The organism is Nocardioides speluncae (genome assembly GCF_003121585.1).
Lineage (GTDB): Bacteria > Actinomycetota > Actinomycetes > Propionibacteriales > Nocardioidaceae > Nocardioides > Nocardioides speluncae.
This window is the reverse complement of record NZ_QEOO01000007.1, coordinates 96,444-119,792: the sequence shown is the minus strand read 5'-3', so window position 1 is coordinate 119,792 and position 23,349 is coordinate 96,444. Positions and strand designations below refer to the sequence as shown.

29 protein-coding genes and 1 tRNA gene are annotated in these 23,349 nt (G+C 70.8%); 11 read left to right on the top strand and 19 right to left on the bottom strand.

The genetic code is table 11. From position 1 onward, the window contains the following. The first annotated feature begins 25 nt into the window (after positions 1-25). Positions 26-655 carry a maleylpyruvate isomerase family mycothiol-dependent enzyme gene (locus DDV73_RS03855; protein WP_109505925.1) on the top strand — a complete coding sequence of 210 codons (630 nt, stop codon included), beginning with the start codon at positions 26-28 and terminating at the stop codon, positions 653-655. On the opposite strand, the gene DDV73_RS03850 is transcribed toward DDV73_RS03855, so the two are convergent. From DDV73_RS03850 to glmU, 3 genes are all read right to left on the bottom strand, one after another. Then, positions 652-1,056 (bottom strand): DUF7832 domain-containing protein, encoded by a 405-nt coding sequence (locus DDV73_RS03850; protein ID WP_109505924.1) that lies wholly within the window; start codon positions 1,054-1,056, stop codon positions 652-654. The genes DDV73_RS03855 and DDV73_RS03850 overlap by 4 nt on opposite strands. Before the next feature lie 53 nt (positions 1,057-1,109). Then, a complete protein-coding gene (locus DDV73_RS03845) occupies positions 1,110-2,090 on the bottom strand; it encodes a ribose-phosphate diphosphokinase (RefSeq protein ID WP_276310082.1) in 981 nt (326 codons plus the stop codon). A gap of 70 nt (positions 2,091-2,160) precedes the next feature. Beyond that, entirely contained in the window at positions 2,161-3,579 is a 1,419-nt protein-coding gene (gene glmU, locus DDV73_RS03840) for a bifunctional UDP-N-acetylglucosamine diphosphorylase/glucosamine-1-phosphate N-acetyltransferase GlmU (protein WP_109505922.1), read from the bottom strand. Between the two features lie 55 nt (positions 3,580-3,634). Between glmU and DDV73_RS03835 the strand changes: the two genes are divergently transcribed. Then, on the top strand, positions 3,635-4,381 hold the full coding sequence (locus tag DDV73_RS03835) for a sulfotransferase-like domain-containing protein (protein ID WP_109505921.1): 747 nt from the start codon (positions 3,635-3,637) through the stop codon (positions 4,379-4,381). A 1-nt stretch (position 4,382) separates the two neighbouring features. Continuing rightward, positions 4,383-5,282, top strand: coding sequence for an aminotransferase class IV (locus DDV73_RS03830; protein ID WP_109505920.1), 900 nt, complete (start codon positions 4,383-4,385; stop codon positions 5,280-5,282). On the opposite strand, the gene DDV73_RS03825 is transcribed toward DDV73_RS03830, so the two are convergent. The 4 genes from DDV73_RS03825 to DDV73_RS03810 form a co-directional block, all read right to left on the bottom strand. Continuing rightward, positions 5,272-5,712, bottom strand: coding sequence for a hypothetical protein (locus DDV73_RS03825; RefSeq protein ID WP_109505919.1), 441 nt, complete (start codon positions 5,710-5,712; stop codon positions 5,272-5,274). The two genes, DDV73_RS03830 and DDV73_RS03825, sit on opposite strands and share 11 nt — an antisense overlap. Beyond that, complete coding sequence (locus tag DDV73_RS03820) at positions 5,709-6,038, bottom strand: hypothetical protein (protein WP_154402596.1); 330 nt, start codon at positions 6,036-6,038, stop codon at positions 5,709-5,711. Before DDV73_RS03820 ends, DDV73_RS03825 begins: the two co-directional genes overlap by 4 nt. Positions 6,039-6,112: 74 nt before the next feature. Beyond that, positions 6,113-6,191, bottom strand: a tRNA-Gln gene (locus DDV73_RS03815). Positions 6,192-6,454: 263 nt separating this feature from the next. Continuing rightward, complete coding sequence (locus DDV73_RS03810; protein WP_240617103.1) at positions 6,455-8,821, bottom strand: penicillin acylase family protein; 2,367 nt, start codon at positions 8,819-8,821, stop codon at positions 6,455-6,457. A gap of 92 nt (positions 8,822-8,913) precedes the next feature. Here DDV73_RS03810 and DDV73_RS03805 point away from each other — a divergent pair, with 92 nt between their 5' ends. The 5 genes from DDV73_RS03805 to DDV73_RS03785 all read left to right on the top strand — a co-directional run bounded on the left by DDV73_RS03805 (position 8,914) and on the right by DDV73_RS03785 (position 11,828). Next, positions 8,914-10,011, top strand: a complete 1,098-nt coding sequence (locus DDV73_RS03805; protein ID WP_206050692.1) for an ATP-dependent DNA ligase — start codon at positions 8,914-8,916, stop codon at positions 10,009-10,011. A gap of 22 nt (positions 10,012-10,033) precedes the next feature. Further along, the gene (locus tag DDV73_RS03800) at positions 10,034-10,582 is read left to right on the top strand and encodes a hypothetical protein (protein ID WP_109505916.1); all 549 of its coding nucleotides are present in this window, start codon (positions 10,034-10,036) and stop codon (positions 10,580-10,582) included. Positions 10,583-10,665: 83 nt separating this feature from the next. Then, the gene (locus DDV73_RS03795; RefSeq protein ID WP_109505915.1) at positions 10,666-11,058 is read left to right on the top strand and encodes a hypothetical protein; all 393 of its coding nucleotides are present in this window, start codon (positions 10,666-10,668) and stop codon (positions 11,056-11,058) included. Continuing rightward, entirely contained in the window at positions 11,058-11,405 is a 348-nt protein-coding gene (locus DDV73_RS03790) for a hypothetical protein (RefSeq protein WP_109505914.1), read from the top strand. The genes DDV73_RS03795 and DDV73_RS03790 overlap by 1 nt, the downstream gene beginning before the upstream one ends. A gap of 57 nt (positions 11,406-11,462) precedes the next feature. Beyond that, positions 11,463-11,828, top strand: coding sequence for a hypothetical protein (locus DDV73_RS03785; RefSeq protein ID WP_109505913.1), 366 nt, complete (start codon positions 11,463-11,465; stop codon positions 11,826-11,828). Between the two features lie 11 nt (positions 11,829-11,839). On the opposite strand, the gene DDV73_RS03780 is transcribed toward DDV73_RS03785, so the two are convergent. Beyond that, positions 11,840-12,853, bottom strand: a complete 1,014-nt coding sequence (locus DDV73_RS03780; protein WP_109505912.1) for an AraC family transcriptional regulator — start codon at positions 12,851-12,853, stop codon at positions 11,840-11,842. A gap of 59 nt (positions 12,854-12,912) precedes the next feature. On the opposite strand from DDV73_RS03780, the gene DDV73_RS03775 reads away from it, so the two are divergent. Next, positions 12,913-13,167, top strand: a complete 255-nt coding sequence (locus DDV73_RS03775; protein WP_109505911.1) for a DUF4242 domain-containing protein — start codon at positions 12,913-12,915, stop codon at positions 13,165-13,167. Here the strand turns inward: DDV73_RS03775 and DDV73_RS03770 are convergent. From DDV73_RS03770 to DDV73_RS03755, 4 genes are read right to left on the bottom strand one after another with little or no spacing between them, the layout of a single operon-like run. Beyond that, complete coding sequence (locus tag DDV73_RS03770; protein WP_109505910.1) at positions 13,143-13,703, bottom strand: mycothiol transferase; 561 nt, start codon at positions 13,701-13,703, stop codon at positions 13,143-13,145. The genes DDV73_RS03775 and DDV73_RS03770 overlap by 25 nt on opposite strands. Beyond that, positions 13,700-14,794, bottom strand: coding sequence for a DNA polymerase domain-containing protein (locus DDV73_RS03765; protein WP_109505909.1), 1,095 nt, complete (start codon positions 14,792-14,794; stop codon positions 13,700-13,702). The genes DDV73_RS03770 and DDV73_RS03765 overlap by 4 nt, the downstream gene beginning before the upstream one ends. A 23-nt stretch (positions 14,795-14,817) precedes the next feature. Continuing rightward, positions 14,818-15,375: an RNA polymerase sigma factor gene (locus tag DDV73_RS03760; protein ID WP_109505908.1), complete on the bottom strand. Its 558-nt coding sequence runs from the start codon at positions 15,373-15,375 to the stop codon at positions 14,818-14,820. 41 nt (positions 15,376-15,416) lie between these two features. Further along, positions 15,417-16,046, bottom strand: a complete 630-nt coding sequence (locus tag DDV73_RS03755) for a hypothetical protein (protein ID WP_109505907.1) — start codon at positions 16,044-16,046, stop codon at positions 15,417-15,419. 197 nt (positions 16,047-16,243) lie between these two features. On the opposite strand from DDV73_RS03755, the gene msrB reads away from it, so the two are divergent. Beyond that, positions 16,244-16,687 (top strand): peptide-methionine (R)-S-oxide reductase MsrB, encoded by a 444-nt coding sequence (gene msrB / locus DDV73_RS03750; RefSeq protein WP_109505906.1) that lies wholly within the window; start codon positions 16,244-16,246, stop codon positions 16,685-16,687. Here msrB and DDV73_RS03745 read toward each other — a convergent pair. Genes DDV73_RS03745 through hemG form a run of 5 tightly spaced genes read right to left on the bottom strand, consistent with a single transcriptional unit; the run spans position 16,620 to position 20,576 of the window. Continuing rightward, a complete protein-coding gene (locus DDV73_RS03745; RefSeq protein WP_240617102.1) occupies positions 16,620-17,096 on the bottom strand; it encodes a rhodanese-like domain-containing protein in 477 nt (158 codons plus the stop codon). The genes msrB and DDV73_RS03745 overlap by 68 nt on opposite strands. Next, positions 17,093-17,545 carry a cysteine dioxygenase gene (locus DDV73_RS03740; protein ID WP_109505905.1) on the bottom strand — a complete coding sequence of 151 codons (453 nt, stop codon included), beginning with the start codon at positions 17,543-17,545 and terminating at the stop codon, positions 17,093-17,095. Before DDV73_RS03740 ends, DDV73_RS03745 begins: the two co-directional genes overlap by 4 nt. A 36-nt stretch (positions 17,546-17,581) precedes the next feature. Beyond that, positions 17,582-18,481, bottom strand: coding sequence for a hypothetical protein (locus DDV73_RS03735; protein WP_109505904.1), 900 nt, complete (start codon positions 18,479-18,481; stop codon positions 17,582-17,584). A 36-nt stretch (positions 18,482-18,517) separates the two neighbouring features. Next, entirely contained in the window at positions 18,518-19,216 is a 699-nt protein-coding gene (gene hemQ, locus DDV73_RS03730; protein ID WP_109505903.1) for a hydrogen peroxide-dependent heme synthase, read from the bottom strand. Between the two features lie 4 nt (positions 19,217-19,220). Further along, positions 19,221-20,576: a protoporphyrinogen oxidase gene (hemG, locus tag DDV73_RS03725; protein WP_109505902.1), complete on the bottom strand. Its 1,356-nt coding sequence runs from the start codon at positions 20,574-20,576 to the stop codon at positions 19,221-19,223. 56 nt (positions 20,577-20,632) lie between these two features. On the opposite strand from hemG, the gene DDV73_RS03720 reads away from it, so the two are divergent. Then, positions 20,633-21,577, top strand: coding sequence for a DUF4349 domain-containing protein (locus tag DDV73_RS03720; protein WP_109505901.1), 945 nt, complete (start codon positions 20,633-20,635; stop codon positions 21,575-21,577). Here the strand turns inward: DDV73_RS03720 and DDV73_RS03715 are convergent. Further along, positions 21,574-22,311: a GH25 family lysozyme gene (locus tag DDV73_RS03715; protein WP_109505900.1), complete on the bottom strand. Its 738-nt coding sequence runs from the start codon at positions 22,309-22,311 to the stop codon at positions 21,574-21,576. The two genes, DDV73_RS03720 and DDV73_RS03715, sit on opposite strands and share 4 nt — an antisense overlap. Then, on the bottom strand, positions 22,298-23,341 hold the full coding sequence (gene hemE, locus DDV73_RS03710) for a uroporphyrinogen decarboxylase (RefSeq protein ID WP_240617101.1): 1,044 nt from the start codon (positions 23,339-23,341) through the stop codon (positions 22,298-22,300). The genes DDV73_RS03715 and hemE overlap by 14 nt, the downstream gene beginning before the upstream one ends. Between the last annotated feature and the right edge of the window lie 8 nt (positions 23,342-23,349).

The window sequence follows — 23,349 nt, the reverse complement described above, 5'->3', positions numbered from 1 at the left end:
ATCTTACCAAGTTCGGAGGTGCGCGATGGAGCGCGAGAACGTGTGGCGGCACATCCACGCGGAGCGCGCCGCACTCGCCGACACCCTCGGCTCACTCACCGCGGAGCAGTGGGAGCACGAGTCGCTGTGCGCCGGGTGGACGGTCAAGGACGTCGCGGCCCACGTCATCTCGACCGCCAAGATCAAGCCCGCCGACATGGTCGGCATCATGGGGCGCAACCTCGGTCGCGGCTACAACAAGATGATCTTCCGCGAGGTCAAGCGACTGTCACACCAGCAGTCGGTGGAGCAGATCCTGGCCGACTACACGACGTACGCAACCTCGACTCGCAAGGTGCCGACAGTGACGGTGATCGAGCCACTGATCGACGCGATCGTCCACCACCAGGACATCGTGCGCCCGCTCGGCATCATTCGCGAGCCGGACCCGGCGGCCGCTGCCGTTGCCGCCGACCGGTGCCGGACACTGTCGCTGCTGTTCGGCAGCCGGCGGGTGGTGAAGGGCGTGCGGATGGTTGCGACCGACGTCGACTGGACGCGTGGCCGCGGCCCCACCGTCGAGGGCCCAATGCGGGAGCTGTTGATGCTCTGTGCCGGCCGCGCGGGCGACCCAGCGCTGCTCAGCGGGGACGGGCTCGAACTGGTTTCCACTTAGGCGGCTGCCCGCCAGTCGCTGAACAGCCGGTCGATCATCGGCGCCACCGCGTCGTACGTCGCCCACGAGTCCTCTGCCTCGTAGAGCGACCTGAGGGAGGACAGCTCCGGGACGTCGACGTACCCGCTCACGTAGTGAACGTAGCGAGCCGCGACGAACTCGTTGCCGGCAGCGGTGAGCATCACCGGGTCGAGCTGTTCGTCGCACACGTCGAACAGGTACTCCCCTGGCGTGATCGACCGATCTGCCAGGCCCGCTCCGCTTGCCGTCCACGCGGCGGCCGCGAAGCCGTGCAGCACCAGCCAGGTCATGAACATCGCGATATGCGTGCCGCCGGCGGTCTCGTCGAGGCCGAGGTGCGCGACCGCGTCACCGTGCCACTGCGCGTCGTCGTAGGTCATGACCCACGTCTATCCGCAAATTCGCAGATGCAAACGTGGGTGCTGGAGAACGCTTACGCGTGCCCGTCAAACATCGAGGTGACCGAGCCGTCCTCGAAGACCTCCTTGATCGCGCGGGAGATCAGCGGCGCGATCGAGAGGCAGGTGAGCTTGTCGAACCTCTGGTCCTCGGCGAGCGGCAGGGTGTTGGTGACGATGACCTCGACGGCCGACGAGTTCTTCAGCCGGTCGACGGCCGGGTCGGAGAGGATCGGGTGGGTGGCCGCGATGATCACGCCCGCGGCGCCGGCGTCAACGATGGCCTCGGCGGCCTTCACGATCGTGCCGCCGGTGTCGATCATGTCGTCGGCCAGGACGCAGATCCGGTCCTTGACGTCACCGACCACGCGGTTGGCGACCGCTTCGTTGGGCCGGTCGATGCGACGGGTCTTGTGGATGAACGCCAGCGGCGCACCGCCGAGGCGGGCCGACCAGCGCTCGGCCACCTTGATCCGGCCGGCGTCCGGCGAGACCACGGCGAGGTCCTCGCCGCCGTACTTCTTCTTGACGTAGTCGGTCAGGATCGGCAGCGCCATCAGGTGGTCAACCGGGCCGTCGAAGAAGCCCTGGATCTGGTCGGCGTGCAGGTCGACGGTGATCAGGCGGTCGGCGCCGGCGGTCTTGAACAGGTCGGCGACCAGGCGCGCGGAGATCGGCTCGCGGCCGCGGTGCTTCTTGTCCTGGCGGCTGTAGCCGTAGAACGGCATCACGACGGTGATCCGCTTCGCGCTCGCCCGCTTGAGCGCGTCGACCATGATCAGGTGCTCCATGATCCACTCGTTGATCGGAGCGGTGTGGCTCTGGATCACGAAGGCGTCGGACCCGCGGACGGACTCCTCGTAGCGCACGTAGATCTCGGAGTTCGCGAACCCGCGGGCCTCGGTGGGAACCAGCTGGACGCCGAGATCAGCCGCCACCTCCTCGGCGAGATCGGGGTGTGCTCGGCCACTGAAGACCATCAGGTTCTTCTCGGTGGTCCGCTTCAATCCGTTCACGCCGGGCCCCTCTTGCGTCGATGCGCGGGTCGATGTTCGGGTCACCCTGATTCTGCCTTGGCAACCGCCACTATCGCGACTCGGGGCCATCCTCTGTTTGCTTACTGGACAGTCCGGCTTTCCGTGCCTTCCAGTCCTCCAGGTTGCGCTGCGGGCCGGCCGAGACGGCCAGCGCGCCGGACGGTACGTCGCGGCGTACGGTCGTGCCACCGCCGGTGCCGGCGTCGTCGCCGATCTCCACCGGCGCCACAAACGTGTTGTTCGCGCCCGTCTTCGTCCGGCTGCCGACCTTGGTGCGGTGCTTCTTCTCGCCGTCGTAGTTCGCGAAGATCGTGCCGGCTCCGATGTTGGAAGCCTCGCCGATCTCGGCGTCGCCGACGTACGACAGGTGCGGGACCTTCGAACCGCGTCCGATCTGGGCGTTCTTGGTCTCCACGAAGGCGCCGATCTTGCCGCCCTCACCGAGCTGGGTGTTGGGCCGGACGTAGGCGAACGGCCCGACGTTTGCCCCGTCGCCGATCACCGCGAGCTCGCCGTGAGTGCGTACGACGCGTGCCCCGACGCCGATCTCGCAGTCCTTCAGCGTGGTGTCCGGTCCGATCACGGCGTCCTCCCCGACCACGGTCGTGCCGAGCAGCTGGGTGCCGGGCAGGATGGTCACGTCCGGCGCCAGCACCACGTCCGCCTCGATCCAGGTGGTGGCCGGGTCCATCACGGTGACGCCGTCCTTCATCCACTGGGTCACGATCCGGCTGTTCATCTCGCGCCCGAGCTCTGCCAGCTGTGCCCGGTCGTTCGCTCCTGAAGTCTGCATCACGTCGTCGATCGGGTGCGCGCCGACCGTCTGCCCCGCCTCGCGCGCCAGGTGCACGGTGTCGGTCAGGTAGTACTCGCCCTTGGCGTTGTCGTTGGTGATCTTGTGGACGGCGTCGGCCAGGAACGCGCCGTCGAACGCCAGGATCCCCGAGTTGATCTCCTGGATCGCGCGCTGCTCGTCGCTCGCGTCCTTCTCCTCGACGATGCCCTCGACGTTGCCGTCGGCGTCGCGCACGATCCGGCCATAGCCGAACGGGTTGGGTACGACGCCGCTCAGGATGCTGACCGCCCGGCCCGACTGCTCGTGGTCGGCCGCGAACTCGGCGAGCGTCTCGCCGCGCAGCAGCGGAGTATCGCCGGTGACGACCACGACCGTGCCGTGCGTCGTACCGGCGGCCTCGATCGCCACCCGCACCGCGTGGCCGGTGCCGTCCTGGGTCTCCTGGACCGCGAGCACGACGTCCGGGAGCAGCTCCTGGATGTGCGGTCCAACCTGCTCGCGCTGGGTGCCGACCACCGCCACCACCCGCTGCGGCTCCATCGCCCGGACCGCGGTCAGCACGTGGCCGATCATGCTCCGCCCGGCAACCGGGTGCAGCACCTTCATCGTCTTCGACTTCATCCGCGTGCCGCCGCCTGCGGCCAGCACGATCACGGTCAGCTCACTAGGCACCGCGCCAGCGTAGTCCGGGCGCCAGCCTTGGCGGCACCCGGCTAGAGTCGCGGCGATGACCCCCACAGCCGCCACCGACACGACCCGGATCGCGATGTGGTCCGGTCCCCGCAACCTGTCGACCGCGCTGATGCGCAGTTTCGAGAACCGTGCGGACTGCTCGGTGGTCGACGAGCCGCTGTACGCGGCGTACCTCGACCAGACCGGTCTCGACCATCCGGGCCGCGACGACGTGCTCGCCTCGCAGCCCAGGGACTGGCGGGAGGTGCTGGACCAGCTCACGCGAGGCACGCTGCCGACGCCGCTGCAGTACCAGAAGCACATGACCCACCACCTGCTCCCCGGCATCGATCGTGGCCTGCTCGACGGGCTCCGGCACGCGTTCCTGGTGCGCGACCCGGAGCGGGTGCTGACCTCCTACGCCAAGGTGCGCGAGGAGCCGACGCTTGCCGACCTCGGCCTGCCGCAGCAGGTCGAGCTGTTCGAGACGTACGGCGGACCGGTGGTCGACGCGGCCGACGTGCTTCGCGACCCGCGCGGCACGCTGAGCCTGCTCTGCGAGGCGCTCGGCGTCGGCTTCGACGAGGCGATGCTGTCGTGGCCGGCCGGCCCGCGCGACACCGACGGCGTGTGGGCGCCGCACTGGTACGCCGGCGTCGAGGCCTCGACCGGCTTCGCGCCGTACTCCCCCGGCAGCGGCGACCCGCTGCCCGAAAGACTGTGGCCGCTGCTCGACCAGTGCCGGCCCTACTACGACGCGCTCGCGCCGTACCGCCTCCAGACCAACCCCGAGGAGTCCTGACGTGCAGCAGAAGTACGACGAACGCAACCGCGACCTGATCGTCAACATCAACGGCGAGCTCACCCACCGCGACCAGGCCGGGGTCAGCCCGTTCGACTCGGTGGTGCAGGGCGGCGACGGCGTGTGGGAGGGGCTGCGGCTGCACCAGGGCCGGATCTTCAAGCTCGACGAGCACCTCGCCCGGCTGCGGCGGTCGGCACAGGCGCTGGCGTTCGCCGAGATCCCGAGCGACGACGAGATCGTCGCGCAGATCCGGGCCACGCTCGCGGCCAACCAGATGACCGACGACGTCCACATCCGGCTCACGCTGACCCGCGGCGTCAAGATCACCAGCGGCATGGACCCGCGGCTCAACCAGGCCGGGCCGACGCTGATCGTGCTGGCCGAGTTCAAGTCACCGGTCTACGACGACGCCGGGATCACCCTGGTCACCTCGTCGGTACGGCGGCACCGCCCCGACTCGCTCGACCCCAAGATCCACCACAACAACCTGCTCACCTCGATCCTCGCCAAGATCGAGGCCAACGTCGCCGGCGCCGACGACGCGCTGATGCTCGACGACAACGGTTTCGTCGCCGAGACCAACGCCACCCACGTCTTCCACGTCAATGACGGCGTCGTCCGCACGCCCACCACCCGCGCCTGCCCCGAGGGCATCACCCGCGAGACGATCCTCGCGGTCTGCGCTGCCGAGGAGGTCCCAGTTGAGGTCGGCGACTTCTCGCTCACCCAGGTGTACGCCGCCGACGAGGTCTTCGTGACCGGCACCATGGGCGGCCTCACCCCCGTCGTCGCCGTCGACGGCCGTCCGATAGCCGACGGCAAGCCAGGCCCGATGACCGCCCGCCTCGTCGACGCCTACGCCGCCCTCACCGCCGAGTCCGGCACGGTCATGGTCTGAGAGTCGCCTTCGCTCCGACGATCACCCGACCGAGATTCTGCTCGGCGGCGTGACGCTTCACGTACGCGCGCAAGGCTGCCCGCTCTTCCCGCGGGACTGCGAGCCTGAGCGGTCCGCGTCCGACTACGACCGCGCCGGTCAGCCGGAAGCGGCGGTTCACGTCGAGCGCGAAACGCTCCCTGGCGCGGGCGCGCGACTGGGGGTCGTTGACCTTGTCCCGGCTCAGGGTGAAGCCGCCGGATACCACCGACACATACTCGATCTCCTCGACGTCGCGGTAACGATCGGCAACGGCAACGACGCCCTCGTAGTCGGCGGCAGCCAAGGTGACGTACACAGACGGCAGCACCGGATGCGCCTCCCGGCGATACTCAATGATGTCGTCGTCGTGCTGGGCCTCGACGAGCTCGTCGACCATCCGCTGGGTCACGTAGACATCCGTCCCCGCCGACAGGGTGGCGCGCTTCGGCCCTTCAGCATCACCTCGACCGCGTAGACGTCGCCGTCGTCGATCTCTCCGTCGTACGCGTCGAAGACGGCCATGATCTGCTTCGCCGAGGCATCGGAGTCCATCAGGACCTCGACGCGCTTCGCGATCTTCACCCACGGAAGACCGTCGTCGCCTTCATGTTCCGTGGCCTCGACCTTGATCACGCCCGGCTTGTCCTTGACGGCGTTCTCGAGGGACTCGGGCGAGGTCGCGCAGCCGACCAGCAGGAGCGACATGGCCGCCAGCGCCAAGGGTCCCAGTCTCATCCGGCAAGGCTAGACAGCGCGGTGGATTCCAGCCACAGGATGACTGCAATCCACCGCGTTGCTCGAAAACTCGGCTCCCCGGGTAGGAGTCGAACCTACGTCGCTAATCCTGATTCAAAGTCAGGCGGGCCCTGCCGGCAGACCAACCGGGGATTGCCCCAACCGGCCCGCCTGGCGGGGCTCTATGTCCCGCCCGGCAGACCAACCGGGGATTGCCCCAACCGGCCCGCCTGGCGGGGCTCTATGTCCCGCCCGGCAGACCAACCGGGGAACGCTCCCTCGAAAGGGCGCGCACACAGGTTACTTGGCGAGGGCCGAGGGGCCACACCGACGTGCAGATCCAGCCCGACACGCCGCGGCTGCGGCGTGTCGCGACCAACCTGCAGGTCGGAGTGGCCTCTGCAGTCAGGAACCGGCTAACCCCTGACCGTTATCCGCGAGATTCGGGCGGCGGCGATCTGGCGTGGCGTCCAGGGGAAGGCTACCCACCGCTCGCGGGTGAAGAGCCGGGTCTGGTCGGCGGACCACGGAGAGCGCGGGTTCTCGGACTGCGAGTAGGTCAGGATCGTGTGCGCCTGCACCCGTCCGTCGCGGAGGAAGGCGACCGCCTGGATGTGGGAGGAGCCGAACGTCACCGGCGACAGGTGGCCGACGTTGTCCTGCGGCGTACGGCTCGCGACGGCGTTGGCGTTGCCGGCCGCGCCACTGCCGCCGCCGATCGGGATGGGCCGCGCGCCTCGGTCACCGGCGACCTGGAGGGTGCCCCAGCGCGCGTCCATCGCGACACCCTTCGACTTCAGGAAGGCGATCGCGTCGGACATCGCCTTGATCACCAGCGGGTTGGCGAAGTTCAGGTCGCGTGGCGTGTTGACCGGGTCGGCTGCGGAGAACGGCGTCAGCCAGACTCCGGCAGCAGGCATCCGCGCCACGAACTGCTCGAAGATGTGCGTGCCGACCGAGGTGGTGTCGGAGCGGCCGTCCCATGCGGAGAGTACGTCGCATGCCTGGCCGCCCTGCGCCAGCTGACAGACCCGGTCGAGCGCGTCGCCCTCGCGCATCAGCTCCGCGCCGTACACACGGTTGGCATGTTGGGTCGCCCGCAACGAGCGCGGTGACATCCGACGCCCAGGCGCCAGGCCGTCGACCCCCGCGATCCGGTCGACGACATAGCGGTAGACCATCCTGGTGCGCAGCGACCGCTCGCACCGCTCGCAGCCGATGATCCGGGCATAGCCCTCCAACGGCACGGCCGGGTTGGGCAGCCAGTACGAGTCGTTGGCGTTGATCACCCAGTCACGACGCTGCGTCTTGGGCAGGTTGGCAGGGCCGAAGATCCCCGGCCGCGACGCGTCGGCGTCAGAGCGCCACGCGCAGTCGCTGCCGGCGCGCGTGCCGTCGAGGCCGGGCAGCCCGACGAGCTGGAACAGCAGCGCACCGGTCGGCGTGAGGCAGCGGTTGGCGAGCGAGTTCGGGACATTGGGTACGACGGAGTGATCGGCGTACAGCACCCCGCCACCGCGTCCGGCCGCGATCGTGTTGACCCATGGCATGCCGCCCCAGCGGTCCTGCCGTCGCAACAAGTCGGCAGCCCCGCGCGCCTCGCCCATGGCGAGGAAGGTGTCGATGGTGCGCAGATGCTCGGCGTTGGCGTCGCGGAGGGCCCAGGCGCTCACCGGCGTCCACGGCATCAGCGTCGCGGGCGAGCTGACGACGTACCCCTCACGGGTTCGGTAGAGGTCCTCGGTCACCCTGCCCAGCGAACCGTCCGGCTTGCGCACGGTGACGGCCACGACGCGGCGCGTCATCTTCTTCGGGCCATCGGTGGAGAGGTAGGTCGTCGGGGCGACCAGCTTGTACTCGTACGGCGTGAACCGGTACGCCGTGGACACCGTGTGGCTCCACGCGACCTGCTTGTTCCAGCCGATGTTGATCGCCGGCGAGCCGACCAGCGAGGCGCCGGCCACGTCGTACCGGCCCGGGATCGTGAGGTGCTGCTGGGTGAACCGGTAGCGACCCCGCCACGGGAAGTGCGGGTTGCCCAGGAGCATGCCGCGCCCGCTCGTGGTGTGCTTGCCGCCGACGGCGGTCGCGTTGGACCCGAACGTCGCCTCCGGGTCCCGGCCCAGCGCCTTGCGCAGTGCGTCGCGGTCGACCTCGCCCGCCTTGGGCAGCGCCGGCACTAGCGCACCGGCCAGCGGCGGCGCCGCGTCCACGATCTCCTTCACGAAACGCCCGCTCGACGCGAGGATGTTGGACAGGTACACGCCGTACCACAGGTCCAGCTCGGCGGTCCGCGTCCGCAGGTAGCTGGCGCCGCGGCACGCGGGGTCCTTGACCCCGTCCGGGCCGACCTTGCGAAGCCAGGCGTTCCCGCCCGCGACGTAGCCGCGCACCAGCTGCCGCGCTCGAGCGCTCGGGCCGCGGCGCGGGTCCGCGAGGAGCTTCTCCACGACCCGGCGGTTGCGCAGGTCGGTGACCAGTGCGTCGATCTGCAGATTGCTGCCGCTCATCGACACCTGGTCGTCGTACGCCGCCTCCGGACCGAAGTACCGAGAGCGCTGGCCGCGGGCGGTGATGATGGTGTCGGCCAGGGTGCAGGCCGAGGTCCGGGCGACCGCATAGCCGCTGCCGAAGCCGAGGGAGCCGAAGTCCCGCGCCTTGATGTGCGGGATGCCGTGCTTGGTCCAGGTGATCGTCGCGGCGTAGCGCGAAGGCCGGGCGGCGGGCTCGGTCGAGCTCTGGGCAGACCCGGACGCCGAGATCAGGAGGGGCGAAACGAGCACCCCGGCCAACAACGAAATGAGGATCCGACGCGAAACCATGGCTGACCATAGCGTGGGGCGTGAGGCCGGTCGCCCGGCTACGCTGGCCAATCGTGGACCTACCTGTGATGCCGCCCGTGCTGCCGATGCTGGCGAAGAGCGTGAAGGGACCGATCACGAGCTTGGCGGACCCGGGGAAGTACGGCGGGCTCAGCTTCGAGCCGAAGTGGGACGGGTTCCGGTGCATCCTGTTCAAGGACGGCGACGAGGTCGAGCTGGCCAGCCGCAACACCAAGCCGCTGACCCGCTACTTCCCCGAGGTCGTCGAGGCGGCCAGGGCCCAGCTTCCCGCCAGGTGCGTGCTGGACGGCGAGCTGTTCGTCGCGATCGGGCCGAAGCTGGAGTTCGAGACGCTGCAGGAGCGGATCCACCCGGCAAAGTCGCGGGTCGACCTGCTGGCGGAGCAGACGCCGGCGAGCTTCGTGGCGTTCGACCTGCTGGCGCTCGACGACACCGACTACACCGAGCAGCCGTTCAGCGACCGCCGGGCCAAGCTGGAGACAGTGCTTCAAGGGCTCGATGGTCCCTGCTACCTGACGCGTACGACGACCGACCCGGCCGTCGCGGAGGAGTGGTTCACCCAGTTCGAAGGGGCGGGGCTCGACGGGGTGGTCGCCAAGCCGCTGACCGCGCCGTACTCCCCCAACTCGCGGACCATGCTCAAGATCAAGCACGACCGCACCGCCGACGTCGTCCTCGCCGGCTACCGCCACCACAAGAACTCCACGCCCGAGGAGCCGCTGCTCGGCAGCCTGCTGCTCGGCCTGTACGCCGACGGCCAGCTCCAGCACATCGGCGTTTCCGCCAGCTTCACCGGGGCCAGGCGAGCCGAGCTGATCGAGGAGCTGAAGCCGCTGGAGTGCGGGTTCGACGAGCACCCGTGGGGGCAGTGGCAGGAGTGGGCGATCGCCAACCCCGACCGGGTCCCCGGCACCCAGAGCCGATGGAGCGCCGGCAAGGACCTCTCCTTCATTCCGCTGCGGCCGGAGCGGGTGCTCGAGGTCGCCTACGACCACATGGAGGGACGGCGGTTCCGGCACACCGCGCACTTCAAGCGCTGGCGCACCGACCGCGATCCGGAATCCTGCGGATACGAGCAGTTGGAGGAGCCTGTGAGCTACGAACTGGGTAAGATTCTCGGTATCGGCTGAACCCCGCGAGGAGGCGGTTCGGATGACTGATGAAGAGCACTATGACGTAGTCCTGCTGGTGGAGCAGGAGCTCTCTGCCGCCGACGCCCAACAGGTCAGATCGCTGCACGAAGGCCTCGATCAGCCCGTCCACTACCACGTGCTGATCCCGGTCGAGGACGCCGCGGGCCGGGTCGAGGCAGCGATGGGGTCGCTGGCTGCCGGCGAGGTGCTGGCCGCCCCGGCGCTGGCGCTGCGCGAGGTCGATCTCGCCGAGGTACGCCGCGAGTGCCTGGAGCGCTCCAACACCTGCCTCGACTCCACGCTCAAGCGGCTGCAGGAGACCGGGGCGACCGCGACCGGCCAGGTGGTCCACGACCGTCCGGTCGACGCGCTGGCCACCAAGGTCAAGGAGGTCGACGGCCGCGAGGCGATCATCCTCACCCGGCCGCACGTCGTCGCCGAGTTCTTCCACGTCGACTGGACCTCACGCGCGCGCCGCCATCTCGGCGTACCCGTGCTGCACCTGCTGGAGCACGAGAACTTCGACGAGCAGGCCGGCAGCGAGGGCGAGGGCATCAGCGGCGTCTGAGCCCTGATCTGAGTAGCGCGCACTAGGCAGGTCGGGTGCGCGCACCGGTTTGGCCGGCGCGCCGCCGGTACAGGCTGTCCTGCATGAGCCAGCCGCACCTCGCCGTCCACCCGCCACTGCACATCGCCGACCCCAACGCGCGCTCGCTGCGCTCGGCGGTGCTGACGCTGATCTCGCTCTCCGCCGTCCCGGTGCTGGTCACCATCGCTACTGCCATGGCCGTCCTCGGTCTCGCGGTGGCGATGCAGCCGGAGGGCGAGGAGGGCTACATCCTGCTGCTCCCCATCCTCGGCGTCGCCGCCCTCGTCTTGCTCGCCGCGGCCGCGGTCATGTCCGGGCTGCTGGGCGGCGCGCTGCTGGCGGGTCTGCGCCGGATCGCCTGGTACGCCGCGATGCCGGGCTTCGTCCAGGGACTGCTCGCCTTCCTCGCCGGCGGTGTCGTCGGCGTGCCGATCATGATCGCGATGCACCAGTGATGGCCACTCAGGCCAGCCCGGCGGCGCGCTCGGTACGCGGCACTCAGCACGCGATCGTCAACCTCTCGATCCTCGGCACCCTCGCCTGGCTGCTGCTCGCCCTCGCCGTCGCCAGGTTCGAGCCCGGCTCCACCAGCCAGCTCGACCCGCTGCTGCCGCTGGCCCTCGCCGCCGCCGGCCTCGCCTGGCTGCCGGTCTCCTGGGTGACCAGCAATCTCGCCCTCTGGGCACTGCGCGCACGAGCCTCGTTCGACGCGATGTCCGGGCCGCGACAGGGTGCCGTCGCGGTGCTCGCCAGCGCACCGCTCACCTTCGCCGTCGTCCTGGTCTGGTTCGCCGCCAGCTAGTGGCCGGTCCCTGACAAAGTCCGGCTCGAGCAACGAGAACACGGAAGACTGCGGGTCATGACGGCTCATCCGCTGCGCGCCGCGCTCGGCGTGATCGGCGCGGCCTCGGCGATGATCGGTACCGCGCTCGGGCTGCTGTTCGTGCTCGCGATCGACACCTGGCGGGACTCCTACCCGGACGCCGCCGGCAACGCGCGCGACGGTTCCTGGACCGACGGCCTGCCGCTCGCGGCGTACATCGCGGTGCTGCTGTTCGTCGCGCTGGCGGGTGCGGCGTACATCGCGCTGGTCGTGCTGCGCCGGCGCCCGGCCTTCGCCGATCGCGGCCCGGTCCGGCAGGGGCTGGTTGCCTGGCTGGCCGGACTTGCCGGGCTCGCCGTGCTCGCGCCGCTGGTCGGCCTGGCGCTGGCGACGTTCGGCTGAGGGCCCTCGGGTTACCGGGGCCGGCGTACACGCCAGGCACTCGGCGCCTCGCCGTGGGCGCGCTTGAACGCCCGGCTGAACGCCACCTCGGAGTCGTAGCCCACCCGCCGCGCGACCGCGGCCAGGCCCAGCTCGGTCGACCGGAGCAGATCTTCGGCCAGATGCATCCGCCACTCGGTGAGGTACCGGATCGGCGCGACCCCGAGCACCGCCCGGAAGCGCTCGTCGAGCAGTGACTCCGACACGCTGGCCTCGCGGGCCAGGGTGGCCACCCGCCACTTACGGTCGGGCGAGCCATGGATCGCCGCGAGTGCCGGCGCGAGGACCGGGTCGCGGAGCGCGCGGACCCAGCCGCGCTCGGCGGCCGGCGCGCTGGCCAGGTGCAGCCGGAGGATCTCGACGAGGAGCAGCTCCGGCACCCGGGCCGGCGCCTCGAACCGGGCGGGCGAGATCTGGGCGGTCTGCGCCATCGCGTAGTCGATGCTCGCGCGCACCCAGTCCCGGCCGGGGCCGTCGGGCGGGCTCACCACGAACAGCGGTGGGAAGGCGCGCAGCCGTGGGTCGAAGAGCGGATCCTCGCAGGTCAGGTAGCCGCACACGACCGACGTCCGGGCGCCGCCCTCGCCGTGCTCGATCACCGGCATCCGCTCCCACGGCGGATCGTCGATCAGGGCAGCGATCGGCACACAGCTCGCGGGCGCCACCCCACCCATCCGGTGCTCGTCGTTGTAGGGCAGCACGACGACGTCGCCCGCCTGCGCCCAGTGCCGCTCACCGCCCGCCTCGACCCAGCAGCGGCCCGCCGCGACCACGTGGAACAGCAGGACCCGGGCGCCGCCCGGCGCCAGGACAGCGGCGGCGTCGGCCGAAGGCAGGGACTCGTAGGCCCACGCCTCGGAGTACTCGCCGCGTAGGAAGATCGCGCCCTCCAGGCGCAGCCGGGCCAGCGCGTCCGCGAGTGCGGACGTGGGGTCTGGGTCAGGTACGGCGGGCGCTCGGTCATGGCCCGCCAGCGGCCCCGGCATGAGACTCAGTGTGTCACCGAGAACCGGCACCCGAGTGCCGAACAAGAAGGAGAACTCAGATGCCACTCTTCATGGATGTACACGAGCAGCTGCCCGACGGCGCGACCGTCGCCGACGTCGCCGGCGCCCACCAGGCGGACCTCGGCACGCAGGGCGAGTACGGCGTGAGCTACCAGCGCTACTGGGTCGACGAGGCCAACGGGAAGGTCTTCTGCCTGGTCGAGGCGCCCGACGCCGACGCCGCGATCGCCGTACACCGGGAGGCGCACGGCCTGGTCGCCGACAAGATCTACGAGGTGGTCGAGGGCGCCTGACCGCGCCCGAGCTCGACCGCGATGTCGAGGTGGCCGGCGTGCCGGGCGTACTCGGCGAGCACGTGGAAGCAGATCCACTCCAGCGTGGGCGGGTTCTCGGTGAACCGCCCACCCGTCGCGCCGGTCGCGTCCAGCGGGTGCTCGGCGAGGATGGCCCGGGTCCGCTCGCCGATCGCCCGCAGCCGCGCGACCAGCTCCTCGGCGGTGACCTCGTCGGCGACCACCCAGCGGCCGTCGGGGTTGGAGATGGTCGGGTCGTCGACCGACCAGTCGCCCCACGGGTCGTCGACCGGCTCGCCGAGGAAGCCCCAGACGAACCACCGCTGCTCCATGTGCGTCACATGCGAGAGCAGCTCGATCGGCGTCCATCTGGAGCGCAGCCGGGTGGTCCGCTGCTCGGCAGCCGACAGCCCGAGGACGCCGTCGATCATCTCCTCGCGCACCCAGTCCAGAAATCCCACCCAGCGCTCGGCGCCCGCCGGCCCGCTCTTCGGCGGCTCGCCAGGGTTGCGCGCCTTGCGGTTGTCCTCGGTCATCGGCTCACGTCCTCGATTCGGTTTCCGTCGGCGTCCCAGTGCGCCTCGACCTTCTTCGACGGCTGCACGCGCGGCGGCTCACCGGGCATCTTCGGGTAGTCGGGTGGGTAGTTCAGCTCCACCGAGCCCTGCTCCTCGAACAGCGCCAGCAGCGGCTCGATCGAGGAGTGCACGTCGTCGATCGCGGCCCAGGCATCGCCCTGCGCGGCGAGCCGTTCCGGGACCGTGAACAGGTTGAGCTCGCGTGGGTCGGTGACCTCTGCCAGCTCCTCCCAGGTCAGCGGCGTGGAGACCGGCGCACCGGGCGCCGGGCGCAGCGAGTACGCCGAGGCGATGGTGCGGTCGCGGCAGTTCTGGTTGAAGTCCACGAAGATCCGGTCGCCCCGCTCCTCCTTCCACCAGGCCGTGGTGACGCCGGCGTCGCGCTTCTCCAGCTCGCGGCCGAAGCCGATCGCGGCGTGCCGGACGTCGACGAACTCCCACTTCGGCTCGATCCGGACGTAGATATGGACGCCGGCCTTGCCGGAGGTCTTCGCGAACGCCACCAGGCCGAGCTCGTCGAACAGCTCCCGGGCGACGCCGGCGACCCGGAGTACGTCGGACCAGGTCGTGTCGCCGTGCGGGTCGAGGTCGATCCGCAGCTCGTCGGGCCGGTCGACATCGCTGGACCGGACCGGCCATGGGTGGAAGGTGATCGTGCCCATGTGGGCGCACCACACCGGGACGGCGAGCGAGGTCGGGCAGATCTCGTCGGCGGTCCGGCCGGAGGGGAAGGTGATCGTCGCGGTCTCGAGGTAGTCGGGCGCGCCCTTGGGCACCCGCTTCTGGTAGAACGCCTCGGCGTTGCGGTCCTGCGGACCGGTCGCGAGCTTCATCCCCTCGCGTACGCCGGACGGCCAGCGCTCCAGCGCGGTCGGCCGGTTCCGCAGCGCCCGCATGATCCCGTCGCCGACGCTCGCGTAGTACTCCGCGACCATCAGCTTGGTGACCTCGGGCGTGCGCCCGGTCGCCTCGTAGATCACCCGGTCCGGGCTGGAAACGCGTACAGGAGTGCCGTCGGCGTCGACCTCTGCGGCAGGTGGCGTGGCCATGGCGCCAACCTACCGAGTGGGGTTCAGGACGGGGCGAGGACGACGGTACGGCGCAGCCGGGTGAGCGCGCGGTGCCGGGCGACCCGCACCGCCGTACGGCTCATGCCCAGCGCCACGGCCGTGCCCTCCACGTCCAGCCCGACCACATCCATGCAGGCGACGACCTCGCGCTCACGGCGGGGCAGGTCGGCGAGTACGCCGCGCACCCACTCCTCGCCGATCACCTGGTGGCCGACGTCCGGGACCGGCGCGAGGTGGTGATGGTCGCTGGCGTGTCCGTGCAGCAGGTCGCTCGGTGAGGTGGCGCGCCGGTTGCTGCGGCGGCGCGCGTTCGTGGCGAGCAGGCGGGCGATCCCGAACAGCCAGCCGGCGAACTCCGAGCGGGAGCCCGAGAAGCCGGCAATTTTCTCGGCAGCGGTCAGCCAGGCCTCGGCGGCCAGGTCGTCCGGTGCCACGGCGGTGTCGCCGGTCGGCAGCGTTCGGAGCCAGACGACAAGGCGCCCGGCGTGAGCTGCGTACAGCTCACGCCAGGCCTGCGGGTCGCCGTCCTTCGCGCGCAGTATCAGATCGTCAACACTCACCCGGCACCCTGATTGCCACCCTCCCGATCATTGGACTCTCTTCATTCACCCTGGGGCTCCCGTCCCAAGTCGTCATTGTGGCGGTCACGGCCGCCGTAGTCACCGTCCCGGTCGCGGCCGCTGTCGCGGTACCAGTCGCGGTCCCAGTTCCGGTCGCGCATCCGGTCGCAGTCGTAGCTGCTCACGTCGTAGCCGCGCTCCTCGAACCAGTCGAGCCACTCCTCGCAGGTGTCCGGCCATTCGGACGGCGTGGACGGTGTCGAGCTGGGCTCCGGGTCACTCGACTCGGGCCCGTCATCAAGTGTGCCGGCCGGCGTCCCCCCACGGTCCACCGGCGGCTTGGGTGGGGAGGCGTTCCGCGCCGGGCCGCCCTCGGCGTCGGCCGGCGCCGTCATCCCCTCCGTAGGGGCGGCAGTGGGCGGCGGCCCGGTGGGCGATGGGGCAGATCCATCACCGGCAAGCTTGGCCGCGGCAACGGCCGCACCAGTGATGACCAGCACGACGCCGGCCGCCGCGGCGGCGACCCGGACCCCCAGGCCGGGCCCCGCCAGCGGTGACGGCGCGCTCGATCTGGAGGCGGCCGCGCGCGCTGCAAGCAAGCCGATGAACTCCGGATCGGGCGCCAGATCCGGGATGACTACCCGTAGCGGGTTGTCGGCCTCCGGATCCATCTCGCTCTCCTCGTTTGTCTTGGTCAGGCGCGCCGGTGGTGCGAGCGGGGGACTCCGCACCACCGGGCGCCTTACCCTCCACATGTCATGACTTGGGCGAGGCGTTACATATGTCCCGAGATCTTTCTAGATTTCCGAATTCTTACGACTTGACCGCCGCTCCCCGGTCGCTGGCGGGCGCGGCTACCGTTGGCGCCATGGGATACCAGGTCGAGAAGACCGACGAGGAGTGGCGCGCACAGCTCTCGCCGGAAGAGTACGCCGTACTCCGCAAGGCCGGCACCGAGCGGGCCTTCACCGGCGAGTACACCGACACCGAGACGGTCGGCGTCTACCGCTGCAAGGCGTGCCAGACCGAGCTGTTCCGGAGCGAGACGAAGTTCCACTCCGGGTGTGGCTGGCCGAGCTTCTACCAGCCGATCACGGACACGATCGAGTACATCGAGGACAGCTCCCACGGGATGAAGCGGGTCGAGGTGCGCTGCGCCAACTGCGGCTCACACCTGGGCCACGTCTTCCCCGACGGGTACGGCACGCCCACCGGCGACCGCTTCTGCATCAACTCGATCGCGATCACGCTTGAGCCAGTCGAGCAGGCTGATGGGCCGACCGCAGGTCAGGAGCAGTCACAGCCGAGCTGATCGGCAGCCCGGCCTGCCGCCAGGCCGCGAACCCGCCGACCAGATCGGTCGCGCGCGAGACACCGAGCCGGACCAGCGCGTCGGCGGCGAGCGAGGACGTGTAGCCCTCCTGGCAGACCACGATCACGCGTGCGTCGTACGCCGCCTGCGGGATCTTCGCGCTGCTGCGCGGGTCCAGCCGCCACTCGAGCACGTTCCGCTCGATCACCAGCGGCCGCATCACCTCGTGCAGCTCGCCCTCGGCCGCCCGCTGGGCCGCCGGCCGGATGTCGACCAGCAGCACCGAGCGGTCCCACAGCGCCTCCTGGTACGCCGTCCGGGCGCTGACCCGGCGCAACCGGGAGCGGGCGTCGTCGAGCATCGCGTCGATGCCGTCGAAGTAGACGGCATCGGTGTAGATCGGGCTCACCAGTCGACGCCCGTCTGCTCCACGCCGGCGATCTCGAGCTGGCCGCCCTTGACGGCGTACCGGGTCATGGTGGCCAGCCGCGGCGAGTAGGCGTGCAGCGAGAGCGCGGGCCGGTCGTCCTCGTTGCGTACCTCGTGGATGTGGCCGCCGGCGAACGCGTGCGCGTCGCCGGCCTCCTGGGCGCGGACCACGACGCCGCCGTCGGACCAGCTGTGCTCGACCAGGCGGCCGCGCAGCACGGTGAACGCGCCGGTCGCGGTGCCGTGGTCGTGCCAGCCGGTGCGGGCGCCGGGCGGCCAGGAGATCAGCCAGAGCTGGGCGTCATCGGTCCTCAGCAGCTCGGACCAGGACCGCTCGTGGTCGTCCGGGTCAAGCAGCTCAAGCAGGTCGGCGTCGTCTGCGTGGTCGCGGAGAAGCTGCAGCAAGGGCAGCACGGTGAGGGTGGCCATGCCTCCATTGTGTACTAACTTACTGTATTTTAGCGACTATCCCGCCGGCTGGACTCGCTGCTGGGTCGGCCTCAGAGCGGACGTGACCTTGACCAGCCCGGCGCCGTACGCGTCATCGGCCCACTTCTGCAGCGACCCGTCGTCCCAGAGCACGTCGACGGTGACCTGGTCGCGCCCGCTGCCAGCGCTGTAGGCATCGGGCAGGTCCATCAGCTCGTCCTGGATCCGGGTCAGCTCGGCCTCGGTGTACCTGGCCTTGCTGACGCACAGTGCCCCGCCCCAGACCTTGCGCAGCTCGGCCTCCGCCGCGGCGGGGTCGCCGGTCACCGCGACGTTCACGATCGCCTTGCTGGGGTCGTTGCTCTGCTGCGGATCGAGGTGCTGGTCCATCCAGGCACCGCCGTACCCGTCGAGCTCGGCAGCCTCGGTGAACGCCGCCTCCATCGCCGTCTCGTCAGCCTTGGTCTCGTCGACGACCCGCCAGCCGCCGTCCGGCTCCGGACACGGCGTGGCGAACGGGTCCTCCTCGGCGCCCGGATCGGCCGGCGGGTCGTAGAGCGCCGACGAGACAACCTTGGTGACCTTCATCGTCGTGCCGTCGTACATCCCGGTGACCACGAAGCTGCCCCAGCGGACGTCGCCCTGGTGCTCGAACTGGCCACGCTGCCGGGCCCAGTCCCAGTCGGTCAGCGGAATGCCGCCGCACTGCGGCGGGTACGACTCGGCGACCGCGCCGAGACAGAGCTCGGGTCGGCCGGTGTCCATGACCGTGCCGATGCCGGTCACCGCCGTCTTGGGCGGGTCGACCGAGATCGGCAGCGGCGGGTGGTCGGGGTCGGACGGCGCGTTGCCCGGGCCGTCGGATCCGGAGGTGGTCTCGCTGCCACAGGCGGCGACGAGCAAGAGGAGTGCCGCGAGGGCGAGAGTGCGCTTCATAGGGGTACGACGAGCACCCCGCCACGCCGGTTCCCGCTACGGCAGCCGGTCGAGCAGGTCCGCGACCGAGGTGCGGGCGCCGGTGAAGAACGGCACCTCCTCGCGGACGTGGCGGCGGGCGTCGGAGGCGCGCAGGTGCCGCATCAGGTCGACGATCCGGTAGAGCTCGTCCGCCTCGAACGCCAGCATCCACTCATAGTCGCCGAGCGCGAAGCTGGCCACGGTGTTGGCGCGGACGTCGGGGTAGTCGCGCGCCATCTTGCCGTGCTCGGCCAGCATCCGGCGCCGCTCGGCGTCCTCGAGGAGGTACCACTCGAAGGAGCGGACGAACGGGTAGACGCAGATGTGCGCCTTCGGGTCCTCGTCGTTCAGGAACGCCGGGACGTGGCTCTTGTTGAACTCCGCCGGCCGGTGCAGCGCGAGCTGGCTCCAGACCGGCAGCAGCCGCTGGCCGAACGTCGTACGCCGGAATCGGTTGTAGGCGTCCTGTAGCTGCTCGCTGGTCTCGGCGTGCCACCAGACCATCACGTCGGCGTCGGCGCGCAGGCCGGAGACGTCGTAGGTGCCGCGGACCACGGTGTCCTCGCCGCCCAGCTTCTCGAACAGCGCCTCCACCTCCGCCGCCTCGGCCGCGCGGTCGGCGTCGTCGCCGAGCACGTCGCCGAGCTGGAAGACCGACCACATCGTGTAGCGGATGGTGTCGTTGATCTCGCGGGCCTTGGCTGCCTTGGACATGCGCCTATTCTGCCTGGCCCACCTCAGCCGCAGCGCGGTGGGCGGAGGCGATGACGGCCGGGATGCCGACGCCGTCGTACGCCGCGCCGCAGACCGCGAGGCCGGGCACCTCCGCGATCGCGGTCCGGATCCTGGCCACCTTGTCCAGGTGACCGACGGCGTACTGCGGCAGGCCGCCGCCCCAGCGCTGGACCTGGCTGGCCACCGGCGTCGCGGCGAGGCCGGTGGCGGCCTTCAGGTCGGCGAGCGAGGCGGTGACGAGCTCGTCGTCGGCCGCCTGCAGGACGGCTTCCTCGCGGTGCCGGCCGAGCGAGGTGCGCAGCACGGCGACGTCTCCCCCGGCAGCCCGGACCCAGTCCCACTTGGCGAAGGAGAACGTCGACGCCTTGATCGTGCGGCCCTCGACCGGCGGGACCAGGAAGCCGGACACGTCGGTCCCGAGCAGAGCGGCGTCGGCGGCTCGGAAGGCGAGGGTCACGATCGCCATCGAGGCGTACTCGACCGCGGCCAGCTCGGCGGCCGCGGTCGGCGCGAGGTCGGCGAGCAGGCGCGCGGTGGGCGCGGCCGGGGTGGCGAGTACGACGCGGTCGGCGGCGATCAGCTCGGGCGCGGCGGCCGAGCCCACGACCAGCTCGAACCCGCCCTCGGCGCGCCGCCGCAGCTCGCGGACCGTGGCGCCGGTACGGACGGTCAGCCCCTCGGCCAGCGCCAGCGGCAGCCGGCCAACGCCGCCCTCGATGCCGGCGAAGACCGGGGTATCGGTGACCGGCAGCGCGGCCGCCGCCTCGACCAGCGAGCCGCGGTCCAGCATCGACACCACCTGCGGCACCGTCGCCCGGGCGGACAGAGCGCGGGCGTGGCCGGCGTACACGCCGCCGAGCAGCGGCTCCACCAGCCGGTCCACCACCTCGGCGCCGAGCCGGGAGCCGACCAGCTCGGCGACCGAGACGTCGCCGGCCAGCTCGGTCGGCGGCAGCGACGGCTCGGCCCGGACCCGGTTCAGCCCGGCCGGGGTGAGTACGCCGGACGCCGCGAGCTGGTCGAGGTCGACGGGTACGCCGAGCACCGACCGCGGCAGCGGCCGCAGCTCACCGCCGAGCCACAGCCGGGACGAGGTGGTGGCCGGGTGTACGACGGGGAGCCCGAGCTCGCGGGCCAGCGCCACCCCCTCGGGTCGCCGGGCCAGCATCGCCTCGGCGCCGACGTCGACGCTCACCCCGCCGACCTCCGCGGTGAGCAGCTTGCCGCCGACCCGCGGCGCGCCCTCGAGGACGAGGACGTCGAGATCCGGGTCGCGGGCAAGGTCGTGAGCCACCGTCAGGCCGGCGATCCCGGCACCCACCACCACGACCCGCGTCATGGTCTCAGTCTGACAACGGTGCGGAACCCGTCCCCTAGCAGGGGCGTCCGACGCTTATGACCTCGACAACGCGAACCCACCACCGGCGCCGGCTCGGCGTCGTACTCGCCACCATGGCGGCCGCTGCGGTCGTCCTTGCCGGCTGCGCCAGCGGCGGCTCCGACTCCGACGACGCGGGCGGCACCACCGTGGCCGGCAAGGCCGCCGCCGACGAGGCCGAGGCCCCAGCCGACTACCTGGAAGGCGATGACGCCGGTCGCGCAGCCGGCAACCAGGCGCCCGCGCGGCCGCCCGCCGCGACCCAGGCGATCATCGCCACCGGCACCATCTCGCTCAGCGGCGACGACGTCGCCAAGGCTCGGCTGGATGTGAAGAAGATGGTCGACACCTACGGCGGCCAGGTCTCCGACGAGGAGACCGCGGTCGACGACGACGGCAAGACCCATAGCTCGCGAATGGTGCTGCGGATCCCCAGCAACCGGTTCGACGACGCGATGAAGGCCCTCGAAGGCATCGCCAAGGTCGAGTCGTCCAGCCAGACCGCCAAGGACGTCACGACCAAGGTGATCGACAACCAGGTCCGGGTGCGGGCGCAGGAGAAGAGCCTGGCCCGGATCGAGGCCCTGCTCGCCCAGGCGCAGACGCTGGCCGAGGTGATCTCGATCGAGTCGCAGCTGTCGCGGCGGCAGGCCGACCTGGACTCGCTGAAGTCGCAGCAGGCTTACCTCAAGGACCAGACCTCGCTGTCCACGATCACGGTCTACCTGGAGCAGACCGAGAAGAAGAAGGAGAAGAAGGACGACGACGACAGCGGCTTCCTGGCCGGCCTGGACGCCGGCTGGTCCGGGCTGGTGAAGACCGGCACCGCTGCCGCGACCGTCGCCGGCGCCGTACTCCCCTTCGCCGTAGTGCTCGCCCTGGTGGGCGTACCCGTGGCCCTGTTGGTACGCCGTACCTCCCGGCGCCGTCCGGAGCCGGCCGAGGTCGCCGCAGAGAGCTAGCGCCAGGCCTCGAACGCGTCCCGGTCGCCCTCGAAGACGTTGAGGTCGACCGGGCCGTCGATGCCGTCGACGCTGGCGCGGAAGTGGTACTGCCAGATCCGCCAGTCGCCGTCGGGTGAGCTGACGATCGCGCGCCACCACAGGTCCCGCTCCGGCAGGGAGTCGCCGTACTCGTCGAGGAAGTCCGGCGTCACGTAGAGGATCGCGGGCTTGCCGTATACCTTCTCCACGACAGCGAGGTAGGCCTCCAGCTCCGCGCGCAGCGCGTCGCCAGAGGGGCGGTCGCTGCATTGACCGTCGAACTCCAGGTCGACCGCCGGCGGCAGCGCGTCGGTCTCGACCGGGACGGTGTCCACGAAGTTGCGGCCCTGCTCGGCGCCGGTTCTGCAGAACGTGAAGAAGTGGTAGGCGCCGGCCGGAACATCGGCGGCCCGCGCCTGCTCCCAGTTGGTGGCGAACCGGTCGTCGACGTGGCCGCCGCCCTCGGTCGCCTTGATGTAGGCGAAGGCGACGTCGTCCTTCGCGACCGTCGGCCAGTCGATCGGTCCTTGGTGATGGGAGACGTCGATCCCGCGCAGCGGGTAGCGGTCGCGGTCCGGCTCCCAGGTCGCGAACCAGCGCCAGCCGACAAGGGCGACAAGGGCGACAACGCCGAGAACCACCAGACCGACGAGTACGCCGATCGCCAGGCGCCGCCCGAGTCGCCGCTTCGGGCCTGACTCAGCCGAGCTCATACGACTGGACGAACTCGGTGAGCCGCTTCAGCTGGTCGGGGTCGGTCGACGGGATCACGCCGTGGCCGAGGTTGAAGATGTGGCCACGGGCGGCCCGGCCGGCGTCGATGATCTGCGCGGCGCGCTCGGTCATCACCGCGGGTGGCGCGAAGACCAGCGTCGGGTCGAGGTTGCCCTGCACCGAGCGGTCGCCGACCAGCGGGATCGCCCGGTCCAGCGGCGTCCGCCAGTCCACGCCGACCACGTCCGCGCCGGCCTCCCCCATCAGCCCGAGCAGGTTGGCGGTGCCGACGCCGAAGTGGATCCGGGGTACGCCAAGCGCCCCGGCCGCCGCCAGTACCCGGGCCGAGTGCGGCATCACGTGCGCCTCGTAGTCGGCCGGCGTCAGGGCACCGGCCCAGGAGTCGAACAGCTGCACCGCCGACGCCCCGGCCGCGACCTGGACCTCGAGGTAGGCGGCCGAGATCGAGGCGATCTTGCGCATCAGCGCGTCCCAGACATCGGGAGCGCCGAACATCAGCGCCTTGGTCAGTGCGTGCTCCTTGGACGGCCCGCCCTCGACGAGGTACGACGCGACCGTGAACGGCGCGCCCGCGAAGCCGATCAGCGGCGTACCGCCGAGCTCGCCGACCAGACCCTGGACGGCCTCGGTGATGAAGGGGACGTGCTCCGGCGTCAGGTCCGGGATCGCCTTGACGTCGGCGAGGGTGCGCACCGGTGAGGCGACGACCGGGCCGACGCCCGGCTTGATGTCGAGGTCGACGCCGACAGCCTTGAGCGGCAGCACGATGTCGGAGAAGAAGATCGCGGCGTCCACGCCGTAGCGGCGTACCGGCTGCAGGGTGATCTCGACGACGAGCTCGGGGTCCATGCAGGACTCGAGCATGCCGATCCCCTCGCGCACCTTGAGGTACTCCGGGAGCGAGCGGCCCGCCTGCCGCATGTACCACACCGGCACCCGGTCGACCGGCTCGCCACGGGCGGCGCGGAGGAACGGACTGGCGGACAATTCGGCGTTGGGAGCGGTCACGGGCTGAA